At 72.1% G+C, this 24,107-nt stretch carries 19 protein-coding genes; 14 read left to right on the top strand and 5 right to left on the bottom strand.

What is annotated here, in order from left to right:
* Positions 1-516: 516 nt before the first annotated feature.
* The 4 genes from AB0K14_RS10170 to purD all read left to right on the top strand — a co-directional run bounded on the left by AB0K14_RS10170 (position 517) and on the right by purD (position 5,125).
* Positions 517-2,046 carry a non-reducing end alpha-L-arabinofuranosidase family hydrolase gene (locus tag AB0K14_RS10170; protein WP_364337833.1) on the top strand — a complete coding sequence of 510 codons (1,530 nt, stop codon included), beginning with the start codon at positions 517-519 and terminating at the stop codon, positions 2,044-2,046.
* A 245-nt stretch (positions 2,047-2,291) separates the two neighbouring features.
* Positions 2,292-2,687 (top strand): hypothetical protein, encoded by a 396-nt coding sequence (locus AB0K14_RS10165; protein WP_360465974.1) that lies wholly within the window; start codon positions 2,292-2,294, stop codon positions 2,685-2,687.
* A 168-nt stretch (positions 2,688-2,855) separates the two neighbouring features.
* Complete coding sequence (locus tag AB0K14_RS10160) at positions 2,856-3,803, top strand: DMT family transporter (protein WP_360465971.1); 948 nt, start codon at positions 2,856-2,858, stop codon at positions 3,801-3,803.
* Positions 3,804-3,811: 8 nt separating this feature from the next.
* Entirely contained in the window at positions 3,812-5,125 is a 1,314-nt protein-coding gene (purD, locus tag AB0K14_RS10155; RefSeq protein ID WP_360465968.1) for a phosphoribosylamine--glycine ligase, read from the top strand.
* An 84-nt stretch (positions 5,126-5,209) separates the two neighbouring features.
* Here purD and AB0K14_RS10150 read toward each other — a convergent pair whose 3' ends face one another.
* Positions 5,210-5,587, bottom strand: a complete 378-nt coding sequence (locus AB0K14_RS10150; RefSeq protein ID WP_360465966.1) for a RidA family protein — start codon at positions 5,585-5,587, stop codon at positions 5,210-5,212.
* 125 nt (positions 5,588-5,712) lie between these two features.
* Here AB0K14_RS10150 and AB0K14_RS10145 point away from each other — a divergent pair, with 125 nt between their 5' ends.
* The 6 genes from AB0K14_RS10145 to AB0K14_RS10120 are packed head-to-tail and all read left to right on the top strand — an operon-like array spanning position 5,713 to position 11,032.
* Positions 5,713-7,080, top strand: a complete 1,368-nt coding sequence (locus AB0K14_RS10145) for an AMP-binding protein (RefSeq protein ID WP_360465963.1) — start codon at positions 5,713-5,715, stop codon at positions 7,078-7,080.
* The gene (locus tag AB0K14_RS10140) at positions 7,073-7,375 is read left to right on the top strand and encodes a phosphopantetheine-binding protein (protein WP_360465960.1); all 303 of its coding nucleotides are present in this window, start codon (positions 7,073-7,075) and stop codon (positions 7,373-7,375) included. The genes AB0K14_RS10145 and AB0K14_RS10140 overlap by 8 nt, the downstream gene beginning before the upstream one ends.
* Positions 7,372-7,743, top strand: coding sequence for an ectoine synthase (locus AB0K14_RS10135; RefSeq protein ID WP_360465958.1), 372 nt, complete (start codon positions 7,372-7,374; stop codon positions 7,741-7,743). The genes AB0K14_RS10140 and AB0K14_RS10135 overlap by 4 nt, the downstream gene beginning before the upstream one ends.
* A gap of 9 nt (positions 7,744-7,752) precedes the next feature.
* Positions 7,753-8,901, top strand: coding sequence for an acyl-CoA dehydrogenase family protein (locus AB0K14_RS10130; protein WP_360465955.1), 1,149 nt, complete (start codon positions 7,753-7,755; stop codon positions 8,899-8,901).
* Positions 8,898-9,539 (top strand): transglutaminase-like domain-containing protein, encoded by a 642-nt coding sequence (locus tag AB0K14_RS10125; RefSeq protein WP_360465952.1) that lies wholly within the window; start codon positions 8,898-8,900, stop codon positions 9,537-9,539. Before AB0K14_RS10130 ends, AB0K14_RS10125 begins: the two co-directional genes overlap by 4 nt.
* Positions 9,536-11,032 carry a PLP-dependent transferase gene (locus AB0K14_RS10120; RefSeq protein WP_360465949.1) on the top strand — a complete coding sequence of 499 codons (1,497 nt, stop codon included), beginning with the start codon at positions 9,536-9,538 and terminating at the stop codon, positions 11,030-11,032. Before AB0K14_RS10125 ends, AB0K14_RS10120 begins: the two co-directional genes overlap by 4 nt.
* 90 nt (positions 11,033-11,122) lie before the next feature.
* Here AB0K14_RS10120 and AB0K14_RS10115 read toward each other — a convergent pair whose 3' ends face one another.
* Complete coding sequence (locus AB0K14_RS10115) at positions 11,123-11,563, bottom strand: hypothetical protein (protein WP_360465946.1); 441 nt, start codon at positions 11,561-11,563, stop codon at positions 11,123-11,125.
* A gap of 211 nt (positions 11,564-11,774) precedes the next feature.
* On the opposite strand from AB0K14_RS10115, the gene AB0K14_RS10110 reads away from it, so the two are divergent.
* The 4 genes from AB0K14_RS10110 to AB0K14_RS10095 all read left to right on the top strand — a co-directional run bounded on the left by AB0K14_RS10110 (position 11,775) and on the right by AB0K14_RS10095 (position 17,563).
* Positions 11,775-12,602, top strand: coding sequence for a CPBP family intramembrane glutamic endopeptidase (locus AB0K14_RS10110; RefSeq protein WP_360465943.1), 828 nt, complete (start codon positions 11,775-11,777; stop codon positions 12,600-12,602).
* Positions 12,599-13,744, top strand: coding sequence for a histidine kinase (locus AB0K14_RS10105; protein ID WP_360465940.1), 1,146 nt, complete (start codon positions 12,599-12,601; stop codon positions 13,742-13,744). Before AB0K14_RS10110 ends, AB0K14_RS10105 begins: the two co-directional genes overlap by 4 nt.
* Positions 13,741-14,400: a response regulator transcription factor gene (locus AB0K14_RS10100; protein WP_360465937.1), complete on the top strand. Its 660-nt coding sequence runs from the start codon at positions 13,741-13,743 to the stop codon at positions 14,398-14,400. The genes AB0K14_RS10105 and AB0K14_RS10100 overlap by 4 nt, the downstream gene beginning before the upstream one ends.
* Before the next feature lie 223 nt (positions 14,401-14,623).
* The gene (locus tag AB0K14_RS10095) at positions 14,624-17,563 is read left to right on the top strand and encodes a BTAD domain-containing putative transcriptional regulator (RefSeq protein ID WP_360465934.1); all 2,940 of its coding nucleotides are present in this window, start codon (positions 14,624-14,626) and stop codon (positions 17,561-17,563) included.
* Between the two features lie 96 nt (positions 17,564-17,659).
* Here AB0K14_RS10095 and AB0K14_RS10090 read toward each other — a convergent pair whose 3' ends face one another.
* The 3 genes from AB0K14_RS10090 to AB0K14_RS10080 form a co-directional block, all read right to left on the bottom strand.
* Positions 17,660-18,646, bottom strand: a complete 987-nt coding sequence (locus AB0K14_RS10090; protein ID WP_360465931.1) for an SMP-30/gluconolactonase/LRE family protein — start codon at positions 18,644-18,646, stop codon at positions 17,660-17,662.
* A 95-nt stretch (positions 18,647-18,741) separates the two neighbouring features.
* On the bottom strand, positions 18,742-20,856 hold the full coding sequence (locus tag AB0K14_RS10085) for a PQQ-dependent sugar dehydrogenase (RefSeq protein WP_360463742.1): 2,115 nt from the start codon (positions 20,854-20,856) through the stop codon (positions 18,742-18,744).
* Positions 20,857-21,323: 467 nt separating this feature from the next.
* The gene (locus AB0K14_RS10080) at positions 21,324-24,017 is read right to left on the bottom strand and encodes a hypothetical protein (protein WP_360463739.1); all 2,694 of its coding nucleotides are present in this window, start codon (positions 24,015-24,017) and stop codon (positions 21,324-21,326) included.
* Positions 24,018-24,107 lie beyond the last annotated feature (90 nt).

The following is a 24,107-nucleotide window of genomic DNA, read 5'->3' as shown; positions in this document are numbered from 1 at the left end:
TTCCGCAAGGGGTTGAAAGTCGGGTTCCGCCGCACGAACCGCAGGACGAGGTAGGGGTGCTGATACTTTGAGCAGTCCCGGTGCGGTACCGCTGCTCCATCGCGCCCGACCGGTCTCCCCGGCCCGGTAGAGCCCGATGTCGGCTATGCCGACCGGGTGCGGAGACGGTCCGGTTGGTCGACGCCGGACTGCGGCGGTCGGCGCTCGCAAGAGCTAAAATTATTTGTGCCGTTTTAGCAATCGACAATGCGCCCGCACCATCCGTACGCTAACCGTACGAAACATTTTCGTCGCATCTTGACCGTACGGAGATCGTCCCTCACAGTTTGAAGAATGTGACCGGCACCCGCGGCAGGGCACTTCGATCCGTGCGCCCGACTTCGGTCCTCGGATTGTCCGCGCCGACCTGATAGTCGCCCGTTCAGACGGCGCGCGATCGACCACTGGGCGCAAGTGGTCCTCGAAGCCGCCCGTGCCGCGGTACCGCCCCCCACCTCGACGAAGAGGAGCCCGCCCATGGCCGCATCAGGCCATCACCCGCCCACCGCCGTTCCACGAGCCCGCAAGCGCCGCGTGGCCGGTGCCGCCGCCGTCGCCGCCGTGCTGCTCGGCGGGCTGGTGGCGGCGCTCAACGCGGCGCCCGCCTCGGCGGCGACCGTCGACACGAACGCCTGGTACGTGCTGGTGAACCGTAACAGTGGCAAGGCGCTGGACGTCTACAACCTCGCCACGAACGACGGCGCCCGCATCACCCAGTGGACCCGCAACGACGGCAACCAGCAGCAGTGGCAGTTCGTCGACTCCGGCGGCGGCTACTACCGGGTGAAGTCCCGTCACTCCGGCAAGGTGCTCGACGTGTCGAACCTGTCGACCGCCGACGGCGCGGCGATCCACCAGTGGACCGACCACGGCGGCACGAACCAGCAGTTCCGGCTGGCCGACTCCGACGGTGGCCACGTGCGGTTGATCGCACGGCACAGCAACAAGGCGGTCGAAGTCCAGGGCGCTTCCACCGCCGACGGCGGCAACGTCGTGCAGTACAGCGACTGGGGTGGCGCCAACCAGCAGTGGCAGCTCGCCCGGGTCGGCGGCGGTACGACGACCACCACCACGACGACGACCTCGACGCCCGGTCAGTGCACCCTGCCGTCGAGGTACAGCTGGACGTCGACGGGTTCGTTGGCGAACCCGAGGCAGGGGTGGGTCTCGCTCAAGGACTTCACCTACGTGCCCCACAACGGCAAGCACCTGGTCTACGGCACGACCCACGACTTCGGGTCGAGCTGGGGGTCGATGAACTTCGGGCTGTTCAGCAACTGGTCGGAGATGGCCTCGGCACCCCAGCAGGCCATGAACGTCGGCACCGTCGCGCCCACGCTGTTGTACTTCGCCCCGAAGAACATCTGGGTGCTGGCCTACCAGTGGGGCGGGACGGCGTTCACCTACCGGACGTCGAGCGACCCGACCAACCCGAACGGGTGGTCCTCGCCGCAGGTGCTCTCCACGGCGAGCATCACCGGCTCCCAGACCGGCCCCATCGACCAGACGCTCATCGGTGACGGCACGAACATGTACCTGTTCTTCGCCGGCGACAACGGCAAGATCTACCGCCAGGTCATGCCGCTGGGCAACTTCCCCAGCAGCTTCGGCTCGTCCTACACCACGATCATGAGCGACACGACGAACAACCTGTTCGAAGCGGTCGAGGTGTACAAGGTCCAGGGCCAGAACCAGTACCTGATGATCGTCGAGGCGATCGGCTCCAACGGCCGCTACTTCCGGTCGTTCACCTCCAGTAGCCTGGGCGGTTCCTGGACCCCGAACGCGGCCACCGAGAGCAACCCGTTCGCCGGCAAGGCCAACAGCGGCGCCACCTGGACCAACGACATCAGCCACGGCGACCTGATCCGCGTCAACGCCGACCAGACCAAGACCATCGACCCCTGCAACCTCCAACTCCTCTACCAAGGCCGCGACCCCCGCTCCGACGGCACGGACTACGGCCTGCTCCCCTACCGACCGGGCCTGCTGACGCTGCGACGCTGATCGCCTGACGCAGGTTCACGCCAACCGGGCCGGCGCTCCCACCCTTCACCGGGGTGGGAGCGCCGGCCCTTGCGATACCGGTTCACCCGGTGGGCGCCATTGCTGTCGAACACGTTCGACGGCCACGCCCACCCGGCGCAGCGGCAAGGCGATGCAGGTGCGGTACACGGCCGGGCGCGTCACCGGATGTCGTAATCCGTTGACGGAACGTCCCGGTGCGCACGGTCGGCGCGGATACTCGGACGATGCGCACCTCGACCTTGCTGGCGACCGTCCTGACCGTGGTCCTCCTGCCGGTGGCCGGCGCCACCGCCGTTGCCACCGCCGCGACCCCGTCCGCCACCACACCCACGTACCCCTGCTGGTTTCCCCCGGCACCGGGCACGGGGTGGACGATGAACCCCTACGGCTACTACACGTGCCAGCAGTGCGAGACCGCCGGCGCGGCGGGCGTGAGCAGAGGAGACTGGGACGCCTACCGCTGCGCCTTCGTGTCCCAGGTCCTCGACGGCGACTTCCACCTGTTCTTACCCGACGGCTCCCGGCGGACGGCCGCACCGGACCCGCACGTCGACGCACTCGCACCCGACGGGATCCGGGTGGCCGCCTTCGCGGCGGTCGGCGATGCGGACAGCCGGTAGCCGTCACCCGCGCGGTGTACGGGCCACTGCACCGATTCCGTGACATCGCGACGCCGGCCGCCCGGGCGTGCCACTGCTGCGGCGGTCGAGGTGCCGAAGGGTGCTTGCCTGAATCGCGGACACCGTGCGCCGGGCGGATTACCCTGGGTGAGCCGGAGCGGGGGAGCCATGTCGAACACGTTGCGCGGGCTGGTGCCGTTGCTCGGCTACGCGCTGCTGATCGCCGCCACCGACGTGTTCGCGGGCAACCGGCTCCAGCAGCTCGACCCGGTGGCGGTCGGCGCGCTGTCGTTCACCGCCGCCGGTGTGTGGTTCCTCGGGTTGGGCTTCGCCCGCGAGGGGCGGCGGGCGTTCGAACCGCTGTGGCTGCACGGCCGCGACGTGCTGGCGCTCAACATCACCACGGCCGGCGCGTGGTTGACCTTGTTGACGGCGCTCAAGTTCCTCGAACCGGCCGTGGTGAACGTCGTCGCGTTCGCCATCGGGCCGGTGCTCACGGTGCTGTTGGGGCCGGTGTTGCGGCGCGGCAGCCGGGTGCTGCCCACCGAGGTGGCCGTGGCCGTCGGCATCGTGGTGGCGTTGAGCCTGTTGGGCTGGGGTTCGGTGAGCGGGCGCAGCGCGGTCGGCCACATCGCGACCGGGCAGGCCGTGGTGGGGCTGCTGCTGGGCCTGGCCTGCGGGGTGGCCTGCGTCGGGAACGTCATCTATTCCAAGCGGCTGAGCGATCGCGGTGTTTCACCGCTGGCCTCGCTGGCGACGCGGTTCTTCCTGATGGTCGCGGTGAGCTGGGCCGTGCTCGCGGTCGGCCCCGGGATGTCGGTGGTCGACGAGGCGGTCCCGGCGGCGGGTGTGGTGGCGGTGATCGGTGTGGCGCTGCCCAGCTACCTCGGGCAGGTCGGCATCAAGCACGTCGAGCCGATCACGGCCTCGCTGGTGGACACCCTGTCGCCGGTCTTCGCCTTCCTGCTGCAACTGGCCGACGGCAGGCTCACGCCGTCGGCGCTCACACTCGTCTGCATCCTGGGCATCACCGCCCTCGTCGCGCTCGCCGTGCTGGTCCGCAGCCGGCACGAGACCCGGACGGTGGTCGAACCGGCGGTGCCCGTCGTGACATAGGGGGAACCGTGCGCAACGTCGTCGTCGTGGACCACACCGGGCGGGGGCACGCCTACGCGGACCTCTTCACCCGCACCAGCCCGGACGTGACCGTGCACCTCGCGCCCGGCTGCGCGGCCATCGCCGAGGACCGCGTCGTGCCGGTCACGGGCGTCGACATCTACGACCCCACGCCGACCGTGGCGTACGCGCGGTCGATCGGCGCGGACTACGCCCTGGTCGCCCACCCGCGGCCGCTGGCCGAGGGATTCGTGGACGCCTTCCGCGCCGCGGGCATACCGGCCATCGGCCCGGACCGCTCGGCGGCCCGCGTGGAGTCGAGCAAGCTCTACATGAAGCGGCTGTGCGAGCGCCACGGCATCCCGACCGCGCGCTACCGCTACTTCGAGGATCCCGAACCCGCCATCGCGTACGTCCGCGACGTGGGTGCGCCGGTGGTGGTGAAGTGCGTGGAATCGTGCCAGGGCAACGGTGTCTTCGTCTGCGACACCGCGGAGGAGGCCGTGGACGCGATCGAACGGCTCATGGTGGCCCGCGACTTCGGGCCGGGCGGTGAGACGATCCTGGTGGAGGAGCGGCTCGTCGGCCGGGAGGTGCTGTTCTTCGCGATCGTCGGGGGCGAGCACCACCTGATGCTGCCGATGGCCGTGGACTACCCGCGCTCCGACGACGGGAACCGGGGCGTGATGTGCGGCGGCATGGGCGCGTTCTCGCCCGCCCCCGACGACACCCCCGAACAGGTCGAGCGGTTCGAACGGCAGATCCTGCGGCCCCTGCTCGCGGCCATGCGCGCCGAGGGGCTGGACTACACCGGGGTGATCTACGCGGGCTGCATGCTCGACGGCGACGAGCTGAGCCTCATCGAGATCAACGCCCGGATGGGCGATCCCGAGGCGGAGGTGGTGTTCCCGCGGCTCACCGACGACTTCGGCGCGATCTGCGAAGCGATCCTGGCCGGCCGGCTGGGCGAGGTGCCCCCGCTGACCGTCACCGACGAGTGCTTCGTCAACGTGGTGGTCACCCAGGGCCCGCTCGGCGAGCACCCCGGATGGCCGTACGGCGCCTACGCGCGCGGTCAGGTCGTCACCGGGCTCGACCGCGTGGACACCGAGCGGTGCCGGGTGTTCCACGGCGCCGTGCGGGCGCTGCCGGACGGCCGGGTCGTCACCGACGGCGGCAAGGCGGTCAACCTGGTGGGTCGCGGACGCACGCTGGCGGAGGCCACCGCGCACGCGTACCGCGCGGTGGCCGAGGTCGACTTCCCCGGCATCCGCTACCGCACCGACATCGGTCGCGTCATGCCGTGGGACGTCGTGTCCTGAGAGTCGTGTCCTGGGAGTCGTGTCCTGGGAGTCGTGTACTGGGAGTCGTGTCCTGAAAACCGTGCCCCTGAGCGGTGAACCGGGTCAGGCCGCCGCCACGGCGTCGATCTCCACCAGCCACGACTCGTCCCACATGTCCGCGACGATGATCGACATCGACGCCCGGTGGTCGCCGAGTATTTCCTGTCGGATCATGGAATTCGCCTCGCGGTCGTCCCGGGAAGCCAGGTAGATCCCCACCTTCACGATGTTCGGCACGCCCATCCCCGCCTCGGCGAGCACCGCGAGCACGTTGCGCCACGCCTGCCTGCACTGCGCGTCGAACCCGTCCGGCACGGTCTCGCCGTCGGTGAACGGCGGCTGCGCGGTCACGAAGAGCCAGCGTTGTGCCCCGGTGACCAGGACGCCGTTGGTCAGTCCGGGGTCCGCGAGGTGGGACGGGTCGACCCGTTGGAGATTCATCCACCCAGTGTGCTACCGAAATCGGGGGAAAAGCGTACGATCGACCGGAATCGAGGTGCCGGCGGCTTGATCGCCATCCGCCATCCGCCATCCGTCGTCGGGGGAAGCGGCGCAAGGGGGGACGCATGCCAGGTTCGATCGTGGCCGCGTTGGGGCGGCATGCTCGCGAGCGGCCGGGGGCGATCGCGCTCGTGCACGGTGACCGGCGGGTGGGGTACCAGGAGTTGTCCGGGCTTCCCGTCGCCGTGGACGGCGTGGTGGTGCCCGCCCTGAAGACGCCGGAGACCGTCGCGTTGATCGCCGCGCACCTCGCCGCCCGTCGGCCGTTCCTGTTGGTGTCGCCCGAATTGGGGGAGGACACGGCGGCGGTGCTGCGCGAGCACATGGCGACGTGGACACCGGACGAGGACGTGTCGTTCGTGCTGACCACCTCCGGCTCCACCGGTGTGCCGAAGGTCGTCCCGCTCGGCTTCGACGCGGTGGAGCGGTTCACCGACTGGGCGGTGGCGCAGTTCGGCATCGGGCCCGGCACGGCGGTGCTCAACTACGCGCCGTTCACGTTCGATTTGTGCCTGTTGGACGTCTGGGCCACGCTCAAGGCAGGCGGCACCGCCGTGCTCGTCGACCCGAAGCGCGCCACCGACGCGAAGCACGTGGCGAGCCTGTTGCGGGACAACGGGGTCGAGGTCGTCCAGGCCGTGCCCATGCTGTTCCGGCTGCTGCTGGACGCGTGGGACGGCACGCCGTTCGACCGCGTCCGCCACGTCGTGCTGACCGGCGACAAGACCTCCGCGCCACTGCTGATCCGATTACCCGGGATGTTCCCCACCGCCGCGATCCACAACGTCTACGGCTGCACCGAGACCAACGACAGCTTCCTGCACACCGTCCCTCCCGGCGAGCCGCCGCCGCGCGACCTGCCCATCGGCCGACCGCTGCCCGGTGTGGACGCACTGATCGCCCCCGATGGCGGCGAGACCCCCTTCACGGTCGACGGGACGCCCGCCACCGGTGAACTCCTGGTCCGCACGCCCTTCCAGACCACCGGCTACCTCGACCCGGCGGACTCCGCGGGGCGGTTCACCCGGGTGCCGGGCCGGACCGGCACCTACTTCCGTTCCGGCGACATCGTCCGTCGTGACGCCGACGGCGTCCACCACCTCTTGGGGCGCAACGACTTCCAGGTCAAGGTCCGCGGCACGCGGATCAACCTCGAAGAGGTCGAGCGCGTCCTGCTCGACCACGACGCCGTCCTGGAAGCCGCCGTGGTGGGCCTGCCCGACGACCTCGCGGGCACCCGGTTGCACGCCGTGGTGCGCGGCGTCGGCCTGGACGGCCTCGCGTTGCGGGCGCACTGCCGCCGCCGGCTGCCCCGGGTGGCCATCCCGTCGGGGCTCCACGTCGTTCACGAACCGCTGCCCCGCACGTCCACCGGCAAGGTCGACCGGCAGCGCATCCGCCGCACCGCACTGGAGGGAACGGACCATGAGTGATCCGCTGATCGTGAAGGAGTACATCGTCCGGGAGTTCGCGCCCGGCGTCACCCCCGACCGGCTGGCCGACGACTACGACCTGCTGGCCAACGGGGTCGTCGACAGCCTCGGGCTGCTCCGACTGGTCACCTGGCTCGGTGACCACCACGGCTTCGACCCCGACGACGTGGACCTGGCCGAGGACGACTTCCGCACCGTCGAGGCCATCTGCCGCTTCGTGGACCGGGCCGTGCCGGCCGCGGGTCCCGACGCGGCGGGGGATCCGGCTCGGGTGGCCGCCGAGGGGGCGAGGTGATCGTCCGCCACCTCATCGACGTCGAGCCGCACGAGTGGGGCAACGGCACCAGCCGGCGCTTCCTCACCGCTCGCGACGGCATGGGCTACACGCTCACCGACACCGTGGTCCGCGCGGGTACGCAGTCGCGCCTGGAGTACCGCAACCACCTGGAGGCGTGCTACTGCATCGCCGGCAGCGGCTTCCTGATGGACGCCGAGGGCAACAAGCACGCGATCACGCCCGGCACGATGTACGCGCTGGACCAGCACGACGCGCACTACCTGATCGCGTCGCCGATCGAGGACCTGCGCCTGGTCTGCGTGTTCACCCCCGCGCTGGAGGGGCACGAGGTGCACGACCTGACCCGGGACTTCTCCCACTACTGAGGGGTGGCCGTGGACACGACAGCCCGACAGCTCCGCGCGCGGTTCACCGACCTGTTCAGCGCGTGGGGCGAGGGCCACCTGGACCGGGACCGGGCGGCCGCGTTCCCCCACGAGCAGTGGAAGTCCGTCGCCGAGTCCGGCCTGCTGCGGCAGCCGTTCCCGGTCGAGTGGGGCGGTGCGGGCGGCGGCCTGCTCGACACCATGCACCTGCTGGAGGAGTTCGGGTACGCGTGCCGTGACACCGGTCTGGGTTTCGGCGTGTCCACGCACGTGGTGAGCACGGGCGTGCCGATCGAGCGGTTCGGGTCGACGGAGTTGAAGAGCCGCTACCTACCGGGGATCTGCGCCGGCGACCTGATCGGGGCGCACGCCATCACCGAGCGCCAGGGCGGGTCGGACGCGGCCGCCATGCGGACGACCGCGGTCACCCGGGACGACGGGTTCGTGCTCAACGGCGAGAAGTGCTTCATCAGCAGCGGCCCGGTCGCCGACCTGGTCGTGGTCTACGCGCGCACCTCGGCGGGCTCCGGACCGTTCGGCATCACCGCGTTCGCGGTGGAGCGCTCGACGCCGGGGCTGGAGGTGGGGCCGCCGGTGGAGAAGATGGGTCTGCGCACGTCGCCGTTCTGCCACCTGGTCTTCCGCGACTGCGCGGTGCCGGCGGCGAACGTGATCGGCCGCGTCGGCCAGGGGTTCCGCATCCTCGACCACGTGATGGCGTGGGAGGTGCTGTGCTCCTTCGCGATCAGCGTCGGCTCGATGCGGTGGCGGTTGGAGCGCTGCGTCGAGCACGTCCGGTCGCGCGAGCAGTTCGGTCGGCCGATCGGCGCGTTCCAGTCGGTGGCCAACAAGGTCGTGGACATGAAGATCGGGCTGGAGACCTCCAGCCGCTGGCTGTTCGAGACCGGGCGGCGCTTCGCCGCCGGAGAGGACGTGATGGTCGACGTGGCTATCGGCAAGCTCCTGGTGAGCGAGGCGAACGTGCGCTCGGCCGCCGACGCCGTGCAGCTCTTCGGCGCCCGCGGTTACAGCACCGACCACGGTCTGGAGAAGGACTTGCGGGACGCGACCGGCGGCACCATCTACTCGGGCTCCTCGGAGGTGCAGCGGGACAAGATCGCCCGGCTGCTCGGCGTGGCGCGGAGGTGGGACGGGTGATCGTCGAGACCGAGTTCCTCGACCACTCCTCGGCCGAGGTGCAGAACTTCGTGGACCGCGTGGTAGACGGGGCCGCGGACCCGGTCGTCGCGCTGTACTACGCGGTGCGCGACCGGATCATGTACGAGGTCTACGGCGCGGACCTGAGCCGGGAAGGCCTGCGGGCGAGCGCCGTCATCAGCCGCGGACAGGGTTTCTGCGTGCACAAGTCCATCGTGTACGCGGCGGCGTGCCGCGCGATCGGCGTGCCCAGTCGGATCGTGCTGACCGACGTGCGCAACCACCTGGCGTCAGCCCGGTTGCGGGATCTGGTCGGCGGGGACGTGTTCCGGTTCCACGCGCTCAACTCCCTGCTGCTGAACGGGAAGTGGGTGCGCGCCACACCGGTGTTCAACCGGACGCTGTGCCGCCTCTACGGCATCACGCCGCTGGACTTCGACGGCACCGCCGACAGCGTGTACCACCCGTTCGACACCCGCGGGCGGCGGCACATGGAGTTCCTGCACGAGTACGGCGAGTTCGACGACCTGCCCTACGAGCTGGTGGTGGAAGGCATCCGCGTCGCACACCCGAGGCTGTTCGAGAGCCGGTCGGTGCTGCGGGCCGGGTCGCTGGTGGAGGAGGCGGGCTCGGCGTGACCGAGGTGACGGACCGGACCGACGTGGAGGGAGTCCCGGGCCGGTCCGGGGTGCCGGGAACGGCGGGCGGGCGCCTCTCGCCGCAGGCGGCCGAGCTGACCCGCGGGCTGGACGCGTGCCTGTCGCAGCTGCGGGCGGCGCAGGAGGAGGTGCGGCGGTTCGCCGCGTCGTGCGCGGACCTGGGGCTGCCGGTGGACCCCGGTGTGACGGGGTGCCTGCTCGACGCGGCCCGACGGGCCGAGCGACGGGTGGCCGACGAGCCGGTGGGCCCCGACCTCAGCGCCGGCGAAGCGGTGCTGCGGTTCGGTCTGTCCACAGTGGCCTACGTGCGCGGTGCGCTGGAGTGGTGCGCCCAGTCCTACGACCAGTCGCGGGCGGTGCAGTTCTTCGACCCGCGCGCGCAGAACTCGCCGACGGTGAACTACGAGCGGTACGGGCACCCCGCCGTCGACCGCGTCGACAGTCAGTTGCACGAGGTGTTCGGGCTGTCCGATCGGCTCGCGGCGACCACGACGTCGTCGGGGATGGCGGCGTTCAGCGTGATCGAGTCTTTCCTGGTGCGCGACCGGCTCCGGCCGGGTGACGTCGTGCTGCTCGCGCCCTACGTCTACTTCGAGTCCGACGAGCAACTGGCGGCGTTGCCGTTCGTGCGGCTGGAGCGGGCGCGGGCGTACGAGGCCGCGGGGATCGTCGACGACGTGCGGCGGTTGCGGCCGAAGGTCCTGTTCGTGGACCGGATCGCGAACACCGCCGAGCAGCGGGTGGTGGACCTGCACGCGTTGCTCACCGGGCTGCGGCAGGTGCTCACCGAGCGGCTGACCGTGGTCATCGACGGGACGATGGCCTCCGCCACCCTGCCCCCGGCGCTGCTGGAGAGCGACGACCTGGTGGAGGTGCTGTACTACGAGAGCTGCTCGAAGTACCTGCAACTGGGCCTGGACTCGGGCATGGCGGGCGTGGTCGTGCACCCGGCGGAGCTGACCGAGCGGGTGCTGCGACTGCGCCGCAACGCGGGGGCCGTCCTGTACCGGCACAGCGCCGAGCTGTTCCCGCGCTACGACCGCGACCTGCTGCGCGCCCGGGTGCGACGGATCTGCGCGAACGCCACCGCGCTGGCCACCCTGCTCCACGCCGATCCGAGGACCGCCAGGTCCGGCGCCCTGTTCCACCCGTCGCTGCCCGACCACCCGGACCGGCTCCTCGTCCAGGGGTCCGACTGCGTCACGGGTTTCGCGACCTTCCTGTTCCACGACGCGACCCGCAACACCAAGAAGGGCCTCGACGAGGTGATCGACCGCATCCTGGTCCACGCCAGGGCGGCGGGCGTGCAACTCACCAAGGGCGCGAGCTTCGGCTTCTCCGTACCCCGTGCCTCGGCGGCGGACGCGATGGCACCCGGCAGGCCACCGTTCCTGCGCCTGTACGCGGGCGATCGGGAGGCCGAGGTGCCGGCGTTGGCGGAGGTCGTCGCCCGCGGTCTGGAGGACGGGTAGGACGCGAGCCGACGGCAGCGGGCGGTGCGGTGAGGTCGACGTGGACCGGCGGCTCGGCTCGACGCGAGTGGGCGCCGGCCGATGTCCCGGTCAGCGGCGGCCGGTGGAGAGGATGACGAGGTACTGGCCGCCGCCGGGTTCGATGGTGGCGGTGATCGGCAGGTCCGGTGCCAGCCGGGAGAACCGGTCCACCAGCCAGTCCGCCGCTTCCCGGGCGTCCCGTTCGGTCGGGCAGCGGGCCACCATCTCGCGGCCGCCCTTGCGCTCCAGCCTGCCGGCGACGGTGATCAGCGGTGCCGGTTCGGCGACGTGCAGGCGGTCCGGCCAGGCGATGACGACCTTGACCGCGCCCTTGCGGGTGTTGCACCCGCGGTGGGCGAGCCGTTCGGCGACCTTGGCCTTGCGGTCGGTGGTGCGGCTGTCGACGCTGGGACCCCGCGGGTCGTTCACCGACATGTCGGGGTCGACCGGTTCGTCGCACACCCAGCAGCGCCAGCCGTCGCGTTCGGCCACGTCGTCGAGGAGACTCACCCGAGCAAACTAGCCTGCCGCCCGCCGCACCGCGCACCGCACCGGGCGAGCGCCACCGGCGCGGTGCCCGCCGGAGACGTCGTCCGGGTTTGTCCCCCGTGCGAGCTACCCACAAGTGTCCACCGCGCGGTGACTATTTCGGGCCGGCGAATCCATAGCGTTCGGGCAACCGCGGCGCGATGGGCCGCGGGCGTCTCGCGGAGGATTGGTCATGCGACTGTTGATGCAGCTCGGAGTGGTCGGGCTGGTGGCTTTCGCCGGGAACGCGCTCGTCGGCGCGATGCGGTGGAACGTGCCCTTCACCCTGGTGTTCGGCCTGGCGACGGCGGCGCTGTCGCTGTGCGCGTACGCGTGGGTGGTGCGGCGGACCGAGCGCCGGGTGCCGGTCGAGGTAGTGCCGAGGGGAGCGGGCCCGGCGTTCGGGCGGGGGTTGCTGATCGGCCTCGGCATGTTCGGTGCCGTGATCGCGAACATCGCGTTCCTCGGCGGCTACGAGGTGCTCGGCTGGGGCTCGCTTGGGGGCGCGGTGGCGGTGTTCGGCTTCATGGCCGCCGCGGTCGTGGTGGAAGAGCTGATCTTCCGCGGCATCCTCTTCCGCATCGTCGAGCAACGCGTCGGGACGTGGGCGTCGCTCGCGCTCACCGGGCTGCTGTTCGGCGCGGCGCACCTGTTCAACTCGCACGCCACGTGGTGGACCGCGGTCGCCATCGCGGTCGAGGCCGGATTCATGCTGGCCGCCGCGTACGCCGCCACGCGCAACCTGTGGGTGCCCATCGGCGTGCACTTCGGCTGGAACTTCGCCCAGGGCGGCGTCTTCAGCACCAGTGTGTCCGGCGGGGACGCCCCGCAGGGGCTGCTGGACGGCGTGACGTCCGGCCCGCTGCTGCTCAGCGGCGGCGAGTTCGGCCCGGAGGCGAGCGCGTACTCGGTGCTGGCGGGCGTGGTGGTGACGGCCGGGTTCCTGTGGCTGGCCCGCCGGCGCGGCAACCTGGTGCCCGCGCGCCGACGCTCCACCGCCGCGGCTACCCTCGCCGGGTGAGCGGCTTCCGGCAGGTCCCGGACCTGTGGCGACGCTGGGACGTCACGGTCCGCGACGTCCCACTGGCACTCGCGCTGGCGCTCGCGTCGCTGGTGCCCGCGCTGCACAACCGGGGCACGCAGCTCGGCGACCTGCCGACCCGCCCGATGGACGCACTGGCCGTGGCCGTGATCGCGCTGGAATGCCTGCCGCTGATCGCGCGCAGGCGGTGGCCGGTCGTCTGCCTCGCACTGGTGTGCGTCGGGTTCTCGGCCGACCAGCTCCTCGGCTACCACGCGGTCGCGGGCACGGCGCTGCCCATCGCGCTGCTGAGCACGGGTCTGCACCTGGACCACCACCGGCGCGCGACCGCCGTGCTGGCCTCCGCGGCGTACGTGCCGCTGGCCGTAGCGCTGGACCGGCACGGGTCCCCTGAGGGCGTGACCGGGTTCGTGACGTTCTACCTGACGCTGGCCGCCGCGTGGGCGATCGGGGCGTGGCTGCGGCTGTCCAGGGCGGGCGAGGCGGAACGCCGCCGGCACCTGGCCGAGGCGACCCGGCTGGCCGAACGCACCCGCATCGCCCGCGAGCTGCACGACGTCGTGACCCACCACGTGACGGCGATGGTCGTGCAAGCCGAGGCGGCGCGGTACCTGAGCGGGTCACCCGAGCGCCTCGACCAGGCGCTGGCCGCGATCACCGGCACGGGCCGCAGGTCCATCGCCGACCTGCGGCACCTGCTCGACCTGCTGAACCCCGACCACGACGCCGATCCGCGCACGCCGTCCGTCGGCGAGCTGAGCGCGCTCGTGGAGCAGACCAGGCAGGCCGGGCAGCCGGTCGAGTTCACCGAGGAGGGCGTGCCGCCGGCGGGGAGCGCGAAGGTGGTGGCGTACCGGGTGGTGCAGGAGGCGTTGACGAACGCGCTCAAGTACGCGCACGGCCGCCAAACCACGGTGCGCGTGCGGCACGGCGGGAGCGAGATCGTGGTGGAGGTCGGTACCGAAGGCGGGGGTTCGCCCGCCGCGTCACCCGGTGGTGGCGGTCGTGGCCTCGCCGGGCTGCGCGACCGGGTCGGCGCGCTCGGCGGCGAGTTCAGCGCGGGCGGGCGGAACGGCGGCTTCGTCGTCCGCGCCCGCATCCCGGCCGGGTTCTCGTCGTGAGCGCGCCGGTGCGGGTGCTGGTGTGCGACGACCAGGCGCTGGTCCGCACCGGTTTCGCGACGATCATCGACGCGCAGCCCGACCTGGAGGTCGTGGGTGAGTGCGGGGACGGGCGCACCGCGGTCGACCTCGCCGGGCGGCTGCGCCCGGACGTGGTGGTGATGGACGTCCGGATGCCGGTGCTCGACGGCATCGAGGCGACGCGGCTGCTGGCGGGCGAGGGCGTGGCGGACCCCGTCAAGGTGCTCGTGGTGACGACGTTCAACCTGGACGAGTACGTGTACGAGGCGCTGCGCGCGGGTGCCAGCGGGTTCCTGCTCAAGGACGCGCCGGCCGCGCAGCTGCTGCACGGGATCCGCACGGTCGCGACCGGGTGGGCGCTGCTGGCGCCCGAGGTGACCCGTGAGCTCGTCGGCCGGTACGCCGAGCGGATCCGGCCCGTCCAGGGTTTGCCGGACGACATGCCGCTGACCTCGCGCGAGCTGGAGGTGCTGCGCCTCATCGCGGACGGGCTGTCCAACGGCGAGATCGCCGCGACCCTGGTGATCAGCCACGAGACCGTCAAGACGTACGTGTCCCGCATCCTCGCCAAGCTCGACCTCCGCGACCGGGTGCAGGCCGTCGTCTACGCGTACCGGCACGGCCTGGCGACCTGAGACGTGCCGCCCGTGCTGTCCTCCTGACCCACGACGACGCGCTCGCCGGACCCCCTCGCTGACGGTCCACTGTGGACTTCTGTGGCGCCGTTCCGGTGACGTCCCAGACGACCGACGGCAGACCGTGTGCGCGCGGCGACAGCCGGATCCGTGCGATCGACCGGTCGGCGGTGTCGACCCGGCGCGGACGGGGGTAGGGAGGTCGCACGAGGGGGGAGGCTTCGTGGAGCTGCGGTTGTTGGGCAACGTCGAGGCGTGGGTCGACGGCACGCGGTTGGGCGTGGGACATGCCCGGCAGCAGTGCGTGCTGGTCGTGCTGCTGGTGGAGGCGAACCGGGTGGTGACGGTGCAGCAGGTCATCGACCGCGTCTGGGCCGACGACCCACCGCACCGCGCGCGGGACGTGGTCGGCAGCTACTTCTCGCGGCTGCGCAAGGTGCTGGCGGTCGGCGACCACCCGGTGACCATCCGGCGGCGTTCCCCGGGGTACGTGCTGGAGGTGGACGAGGGCGCGGTGGACCTGCACCGGTTCCGGGAGCTGGTGCGCCTGGCGCGGTCTCGAAGCGATGCCCACGAGGCGGTGGCGCTGTTGGAACAGGCCGGCCGGCTGTGGCGTGGGCAGCCTTGCGCGGGCTTGGACACACCGTGGATCAACGCGGTGCGCGAGGAACTGGAGCGGGAACGCTTCGCCGCCGACGCCGACCGGATCGACCTGCGGTTGCGGTTGGGCGCCCATGCCGAGGTGCTGCCGGAGCTGACCGTCCGCGCTCAGGCGCACCCGCTCGACGAACGCGTCGCGGGTCAGCTGATGCTCGCCCTGCACCGCGGTGGCCGCCAGGCCGAGGCGCTGTTCCACTACGACCGGCTGCGCTCGCGGTTGGCGGACGAGCTCGGTGCCGATCCCGGTGCTCCGCTGCGCCGGCTGCACCAGCAGATCCTCACCGATGCCGAGGAAATCGCCTCGCCTCCCTCCGCGCCGCCGCAGTCGTCCGCCGAGGGGTTGTCCGCCGAGGGGTTGTCCGCCGAGGGGTTGTCCGCCGACGGGTCGTCCGCCGACGGGTCGTCCGCCGACGGGTCGTCCGCCGACGGGTCGTCGGGAAACGACGGAGCCGACCCGGTGGTCACGCCGCGTCAGCTCCCGGCACCGCCCGAGCCGTTCATCGGCCGCCACGACGAGCTGGAGCAACTCGATCTCGCGGCGCACGGGAGCTCCACCGCCGTGGTGGTCTGCGCGGTGGCGGGCGTGGGCGGAGTGGGCAAGACCTGGTTGGCGGTCACCTGGGCGCACCGCCACCTCGACCGGTTCCCCGACGGGCAGCTGTTCGTCGACCTGCGCGGTTTCAGCCCCGACGCGCGGCCCATGGAGCCGGCCGTGGCCGTGCGCGGCTTCCTCGACGCCTTGGGCGTGCCCACGGACCGCATTCCGGTCGACGCGCACGCCCAGGCCGCGCTGTTCCGCAGCCTGGTCGTGGACAAGCGGTTGCTCATCGTGCTGGACAACGCCGCCACCACCGACCAGGTGACCCCGCTGCTGCCCGGAGGAGGGACCTGCACCGTCCTGATCACCAGCCGTCACAAGCTCCCCGGCCTGATCACCGCGAACGGTGCCCACCACGTGCCCTTGGGCATGCTCGGCGAGCAGGAATCCCGCGCACTGCTCACCCGACGCCTCGGCGCGCACCGGACGACCGCCGAACCGGCGGCGACGAGCGACCTGATCCGGTCGTGCGGCGGGCTCCCGCTGGCCCTGGGCATCGTGGCCGCCCACGCCCGGACCCGACCGGGGACCTCCCTGGCGCACCTCGCCGAGGAACTCCGCGACTCGGGCCTGGCAGCCCTGGACGACGACGACCCCATGGCGAGCCTGCCGACCGTCCTGTCCTGGTCCCTGCGCGCCCTGACACCCGAACAGCGGCAGGTCGTCGCGCTGCTCGGCGTCGTCCCGGGCCCCGACACCGACCTGCACGCGGTCGCCAACCTCGTCGGCCACTCCCTGACCCGCACCCGCGCGTTGCTGCGCGGCCTGGAGGACGCGTGCCTGCTCGACCGCGACGCACGCGGTCGCTACCGGATGCACGACCTCGTCCGCGACTTCGCCGCGTCCCTCGCGCACCGCGACCTGTCCGAACCGCTCCGGCGGGCGGCGTTGCGGCGCCTGGTGGAGTTCTACCTGCACACCGCCCACACCGCCGACCGACGGCTCGGTTCCCACCGGTCCGATCGGCTGCCCGACCTGCCGGAGCCCACCTGTCGCCACGGGCTGCCGGACCTCCCGGCGGCGCTGGCCTGGTTCGAGGTCGAGCACCTCTGCCTGCTCGCGGCCCTGCGAACCGCCATCGCGCAGGAGTGGCACCAGGTCGCCTGGCACCTGGTCCGGAACCTCAGCACGTTCCTGATCCGAGGAGGCCACCGCCGCGACCACCTCGCCGCCTGGCAGGCCGGGCTGGTCGCCGCCGAACACCTCGACGACCCCGCCCTGCGCGCCACGGCCCACCGGCGCCTCGGCAACTGCCACGCCGACCTGTGGCGGCACGACGAGGCGATCGCACACATGGAGCAGGCCCTCGCCCTGACGGGACAACACGGCGACCGCGCCAACGAAGCTGCCACCCGCCTGATGTTCGCGCGGACCTGGCAGGTGTGGTCCTTCCAGCTACCGCCCGCGGAGCAAGGGGAAGCCTTCCGCCACGCCCTGGGCCACGCCACCGACGCGCTCGCTCTCTTCCGCGCCCTGGACGACCCCGTGGGTGAAGCCACCGCGCTCAACACGGTGAGCTGGTGCGCCGCCCGGCTCGGCGACCACGACGAAGCCCGCGACCACTGCCGGGCCGCACTGGCCCTGTACCGCCGCCACCCCGACCCCGACGGCGAGGCGAACGCCTGGGACACCATGGGCTACATCGCCCACCGGACCGGTCGGCACCACGACGCGATCGACTGCTACCGGCGTGCCCTGGGCCTGCTCGGCGACCTCGGCCACACCTACCAGGTCGCCGCCATCCGCGACCGCCTGGGCGACCCGCACGCCGCCTTGGGCCGGCACGAGCAGGCCCGCGACCTGTGGCAGGCGGCGTTGCGGGTGTACCGGGCGCAGCACCACCACGCCGCCGCGGACCGCGTCCAACGACAGCTCGACGCCCTGGGCGACGTGCCGCGGAGCTGAAGGCGGTGGTGATGTCCGGCGCCGTGCCCGGACCCGGGGAGCAACGCAACACCTCCCACGGGACCGGGCACGGCAACGTCCTGGAATCCGGGTCGCTCAGTAGTGGTTGCCAGGCACGTTGAGGCGCGTCTGGTAGAGGCCGAACCCGCCCCCGGGAGTGCCGGAGGTGATGTACAAGGTCCGCCCGTCCGGTCCGCCGAACGCCGCGTTGGTGGTGTTGCGACCGGCGGAGATGGTGCCGAGGCGTGCGCCCGTCGGGGAGAAGACGTGGACGAGCCCCTCGTCGTAGGAGGCCCAGTAGAGGTTGCCCGCGCAGTCGACGGTGGCGCCGTCGGGCGTCCGCATGCTCGCGAACGTCGTGCGGTTGCCGGTGGTGCCGTCGGGGAAGACGGTGTACTTCACGATCGCGTTGCTGCCGGTGGCCCCCACGTAGAGCGTCCTGCCGTCGGGCGACAGGACGATGCCGTTGGGCTGCCGCAGCGTGTTGTCGACGAGGCTGACCACGCCGTCGCGGACGCGGAAGACACCGGTGCGACCGCCCTGCTCGTCGGCGCGGTTGCCGCGCTGGTAGTTGGGGTCGGTGAAGTAGGTGGTGCCGTCCTGGCCGATGGCCAGGTCGTTCGGGGAGTTGAACGCGCGGCCGAGGTGGTTGGCCGCGACGGTGGTGCGGCTGCGGTCGGTCAGGCTGTAGGAGGAGACGGTGCGGTCGTCGTGGGTGGCGGCGAGCAGCCGCGTGCCGTCGGGGGTGATCGCCAGGCCGTTGCTGCCGGAGGCGGCGATGAACGAGTCGAAGGTGGCCGGCGGCGTGAACCGGAGCACCGCCGACGGCTGCACGCCCTGGGGGCCGGTGGGGTTCTGCATGTGGGACAGCAGCAGGGTGCCCGTCCGCTGGTCCCAGGTGGGGCCTTCGAGGAAGTTGAACCCGCTCCGGATGAGCTGGGCGGCCACCGCCTGGGTGGGCAACGGCGGGCCGTAGGTCGTTCCCGGTGTGCACGGTGAGGCCGCCGCGGCGTCGGCGAGCGCACCGGGCGCCGGTGCCACGGCGCCCGCGATGGCGATCGCCACCGCCGTCAACGTCCTCATGCGACGGTGACGCGGAGTCCTGCGGTGAGTCATGGTGACTCCACCTTTCGTGAGCGGGAAGGTCGCGGGCCGGTTGTCCCGGCCCGCGACCGGTTTCACCGTCCGAGCTCGACCTTGAGGATGCTCTCGTTGCTGTTGTTGGCGATGCTGTCCTTGTCGCCGCGGGTGCTGGTGGTCAGCCACAGGCCGCCGTCGGCGGACGGTTCCACGGTGCGCAGCCGCCCGTAGGTGCCGGTGAGGTACTGCTCGGCGTTCGTGAGGTTCTCGCCGGAGATCTCGACCCGGTACAGCCGCGCCCCGCGCAGGCAGGCGATGTAGAGGGCGTCGCGGACCACGGCGATGCCGCTGCACGAGGCCTCGGCGACGGGGTAGGTGCGCTTCGGCGCGACGAAGCCCGGTTCGTCGCAGCTGCCGGTGGTGCCCTCGCAGCTGGGCCAGCCGTAGTTGCCGCCGCGGACGATCAGGTTGGTCTCGTCCATGACGGAGTTGCCGAACTCCTGCTCCCACAACCGGCCCTGGGAGTCGAAGGCCAGACCCTGGGGGTTGCGGTGGCCGTAGCTCCACACCGAGGTGCCGAAGGGGTTGTCCGACGGGATGGTGCCGTCGCGGTTGATGCGCAGCACCTTGCCGGCGAGGTTGGCCCGGTCCTGGGCCCAGTCGGCGTTCTGGCCGTCGCCGGTCGCGATGTAGAGCTTGCCGTCGGGACCGAAGCGCAGCCGGCCGCCGTTGTGGTACTTGTTGCGCGGGATGCCGGTGAGCAGCACCTGCGGGGTGCCGGTGAGCGCGCCGCCGGTGTAGCGGATGCGCACGACCCGGTTGTCGGTCGCGCTGGTGTGCATGACGTACAGCCACGGGTCGGCGGTGAAGTCGGCGGCCACGGCGATGCCCAGGACCCCGCCCTCGCCGTCGGTCCCCGCCGCGCCCGGTACCCGCCCGACGCCGGTCTTCGTGCCGGTGGCCGGGTCGAGGCGGACGACCTCGAAGGTGTCGCGGCGGCCGTAGATCACCTGCCCGTCGGGCAGGGTGGTCAGGCCCCAGGGCAGGTCGGTCTCGGTGGCGACCCCGGTGACCGAGCACAGCGCCGTGGCGCAGGAGGCGCCCGTGGTGACGGCGACCGGCGCGCTCGCGGCCGAGCGGTTGGCCTGCGCGTCGCGTGCCCGCACCTGGTACTCGTAGCGGGTGTCCGTGGCCAGGCCGCTGTCGGTGAAGGAGGTCGTGTTCGCACCGCTGGTCGAGCCGACCTGGGCGCCGTCGCGCAGCACCTCGTAGCCCGCGACACCGATGTTGTCGGTGGCCGGCGTCCAGCGCACCGTGACGGTGGTGCCGGACGCGGTCGCCGTCACGCCGGTGGGGGTGGTGGGCGGCTCGTCGTCGGCCTGGCACTGCGGCACGGTGATGGTGACCGTGGGGCTGGCCTGGGAGACGTTGCCCGCGGCGTCGCGGGCGTTGACGTACAGGCCCCAGGTGGCGCCCGGCACGACGGTCAGGGCGGCCGACAGCGCCGTGCCCGGCACCGAGGTCATGAGCTGTCCGTCGTGGTAGATGTCGTAGAACGCCACCGCGACGTCGTCGGTCGACGCCGACCACGAGAACGTCACCCCGGTGCACGTCAGGTTCGAGGTGCGGGGGTTGGCCGGCGCGGTCGGCGACGTGGTGTCGGTGGTGAGCCTGACCAACTGCCACTGCTGGTGGACGCCGCCGACGTCGGTCAGCTGCACGACCCGCGCGCCCTCGGCGGTGGAGGAGTTCAGCACGCCCGCGGCCTTGCCACTGGCCCGGCTGAGCAGGCGCACGTGGCCGCCGGCGGAGTCGGCCAACCGGAACTGCTGGCCGGTGCGGTTCGCGTCGGTGCTCTGCACCAGGCCGGCCCGTTCCGCGGTGGACGTGAAGCTCAGGACCTTGTTGCTGTGCTTGGACCTGATGCGGTAGTAGCCTCCGCCGGAGTCGACGAACTGCCACTGCTGCCAGGCGCCGTTGTCGCGGGTGTGCTGGGAGATCGGGGCACCGTCGTAGGTGGCGCGATCGCGTGCTTGCAGCACCTTGCCGCTGTTGCGGTTGACCAGCACGTACGACGCGTTGGTGTCGACGACGGCGGCCGACGCGACAGGTACCGGGAGTACGACACCGAGGCCGAGCAGCACCACCACGGACGCCGCCCTGAGGCGCGAGCGGGGGATCGGTTTCTTCCTGGTCGCGAGGGGATCTCGCATGGTGTTCCTCTCTCGCAAATGCAAGGCGACTCGCCTTGTTATCGCTAACAGAAGTGATGCGGCACCATGCTCCGTCGATGGCGGTCGACGTGCACCACAGTGATGGCGTTGCTAGACGCGCCGGTGGGCGCTCGCGGTGAGGGCTGAGCCGGGTCTGGCGTGGACAACTACGGACCCGAAGGCCGTTTGCGCACGTAGAGCCATGCTTCGCCTCCTTGCGAGCAGGGTGCGTACTGGTCGTCGCCAGGTATCGGGCAGACCCGATTGGGAGCGCTCCCAGGCCACCGTAGCGCACGCCGTTTGCCGCGGACAAGACCACCGCACGGCTACCCAAATCTCATTAGCGCTAACAATTTGAGCTGGTTCTCAGTGCGGGGAACGACCCGGGGACACGGCTCGGGAAGACGACCTGGCGGTGTCGGCGGGGCACCGAGGGGCGCGGACGGGCGAGTCCGCACCCCTGTCGGTCACCGCCCGCCGGGCGCACCGTCGGTGACCGTGCCGGTCACCGAGACGCCGACGGAACCAGGCGTGAGCGAGGCGAGGTCGAAGCGGATCCGCTCGTCCGGTTCGACCTCCGCGTCGGCCACCGTCAGCACGGACACGTCCCTGCTCACCTCTCCGCGCTGGAAGTAGGCCGTCACCCCCAACCCGGTCGTCGACAACGGCCGCGAGGGCAGCGGGTCCTCCTGGGAGACGCGCTGGCGGAACCACACCTCGTCGACGTCCGTTGTGGACAGTTCGACCCCGTCCGGGGCCTTCGGCAGGCCCCGGACCGTGAAGTTCGAGTCGGTCGGCGAGGACAGCACCACCCGCCAGGTCAGGGTGCCGCCCTCGGCGACCACGTCGGTGACCGGGGTGGCGGTGATGGTCGGCACCGGGTCGTCGTTCGGCACCGTCAACCGGTCGGTGTGGTGACCGACGACCACGCCGCGCACCGCCTTGACCAGCACCACCCGCCTCGCGTCCAGGCTCCAGCGGGTGTTGCCGTTGACCTGCACCGGCACCTCGACCTCGCGCTGCCCCGGCTCGATCGCCACCAGCCGCTCGGTGTACGCGCGGCCGTCCTCGTCCTGGACGAACACCCGCACGGAGCCCGCGCCGTCGCCGGTGACCGAGACCGGGAACCGGACGGTCCGCGTGCCGGAGTCGCCCTCCGCGACGGTCAGCGCACCCACGTCGACGCGGGGCAGCGCCACCGGGCGCGGGTTCGGCAGGCCGGGTGCCCAGCCGTGGGCGTCGATGAGCCACGCCTGCCCGGAGCCGCCGTGCGGGACGAGCTCCAGTTCGGCGACGTGGCGCAGGTCGAGCCCGTGCTTCGGCAGCGGCACGCGGACCTCCTGCGCCCAGCGCGCGGAGATCCGCTGGGTGGCGGGCAACCCGTCCAGCGTCACCGACCCCAGCTGTGCGCGCCGCCCGGCGGTGTCGGTGACGGCCACGTCGAAGCGGTTGGCCGCGGTGTTCGGCGGCACGGCCAGCCTCAGCGCCAGGTGCCGCGCCCCGGCCAGGGAGACCGGCGCGCCGGGGCGCACGGTCGCCGCCCGCCCGTCCCCGGTCCACCGCAGTGCCACGGCGAACCTGCCCGATTCCGGCACGATGCGGTTGAACCGGACGAAGTGCGGTGACGGCCGGGTGTCGGCCGGATCGACGCACGCCGCGGCCGGGTCGGCCGAGACCTGCGCGCACACCTGCGCGGCACCGCCCGCCGAGGTCGCGCCGTCGGGGACGACGAACGGGGAGCGCGCGCCGCCGACGGCGTGGCTGAGCACGCGTGCCGGGTCGGCCGAGGGTGCGCGGACGCCCGACCCGTCGAGCAGCGGCAGCACGCGCCGGTCACCCGCGACGAACAGCCGTGCCGCCGCGGCGATGTAGGTGGCGCCGGCGGTCTGCTGCTGCTCGGCCGTGAGCCGGGTGGCGGTTCCCGGCGAGCACACCGCGTCCTCGGGCGGGGAGCGGAAGTCGTCCTGCGCCGGGGCCTCCGCCTGACCGGGCGTCCACTCGGTGTTGAAGTAGTTGTGGTTGGCGCCGACGAAGTACAGCGCGCTGTGCAGGGCCGCGCCACGGCTGACGCCGCGGGTCGCGTCCGGGTACAGCTGCCCCTGGAGGTCGGACACGTCGCCGTCGCAGCCGGGCAGGATCGTCACCGACGGCACGTCCGGCGCCGGGTTGTGCCCGAAGATCGTCGGGCCGATGAGCACGTCGCCCCTGATCGTCCAGCGCACCGGTCCGTCGTGGCCGCTGCCCGGGGCCGGTGGGGTGAGGCTGTCGACGGCCGCCCGGTTGACGCCCTCGCCACCGCGGGAGTGCCCGACCAGGAGCACCTCGGCCAGGTCGGCGACGGGCGAGGCGCGCACGACCTCGGGCGCCGAGTCGCGACCGGCGCCCGCCCAGTCCGCCCACCTGGCCAGGTGGGCGCGGACCAGCGCCGACCGCGCGCCCGCGCCCGCCTCGACGTCCAGCGTGTCGTGGGCGTTGACCGCGTTGGCCGACACGGACACCGTCACGTAGCCCTGCGAGGCGAGCAGCCGCTGCGCCTGGAGGTAGCCGCGGTGGCTCGGCACCGGCTTGGCCGGCGCCGGGCAGGGCCACTCCAACAGCATCTGGGTCCCGTTGTAGCAGGTGATGTGCCTGCCGTGCAGGAACAGCGCCAGCGGCCGCCTGCCCGGCGCGTCGGTGGGCGCGACGACCACGGCCTTCATCTCCAGCGGCACCGGGTAACCGGGCGCGGTGATCGGGTCGAGTTCGTACTCCCCGCTGTGCGTGGCGAACGGGCCCGGCCGGCCGGGATCGGTGATCCCGGCGGGCAGCGCCGCGGGCGGTGTCGCGACGGCCGCGGTCGACGCGGGCGCGGGCTCCTCGGCGTCCAACCTCCTGCCCGACAACCGGACCTGGAGCCCGTCGACGTCGTCGAACCCGACCGCGTCGAGGGTGTAGGTGCGCAGGTCGGTGGAGGGCCGCGGCACGCCCAGCAGCCGGTCGCCCTCCCAGAACTCGACCGCGGCGCCGCCCGGCGGGACGGGGGCGGGCGCGGTCCACGCCAACCGCGCGCCGGTGATGGTCCATCCGGACGCCGCCGGGTCCGGCGGCTGTCCGGCCTGGGCGGTCGCCGCTACCGGCGTGATGAGAGCCGCTGCCACCAACGCGGGTAACAAGAGTGTCATCGAGCGCATGTGCGATCCCCCCTGAACCGACCGACGTCCGACCAGTTCTAGCGGTGTCGGACACCGCGCCACAAGCGTTCGCGAAACTGT

It is taken from the genome of Actinosynnema sp. NPDC050801 (assembly GCF_040673975.1).
Taxonomy (GTDB): Bacteria; Actinomycetota; Actinomycetes; order Mycobacteriales; family Pseudonocardiaceae; genus Actinosynnema.
Note: the sequence above shows the minus strand (reverse complement) of the source record. Positions and strands in the feature narration are given on the sequence as shown.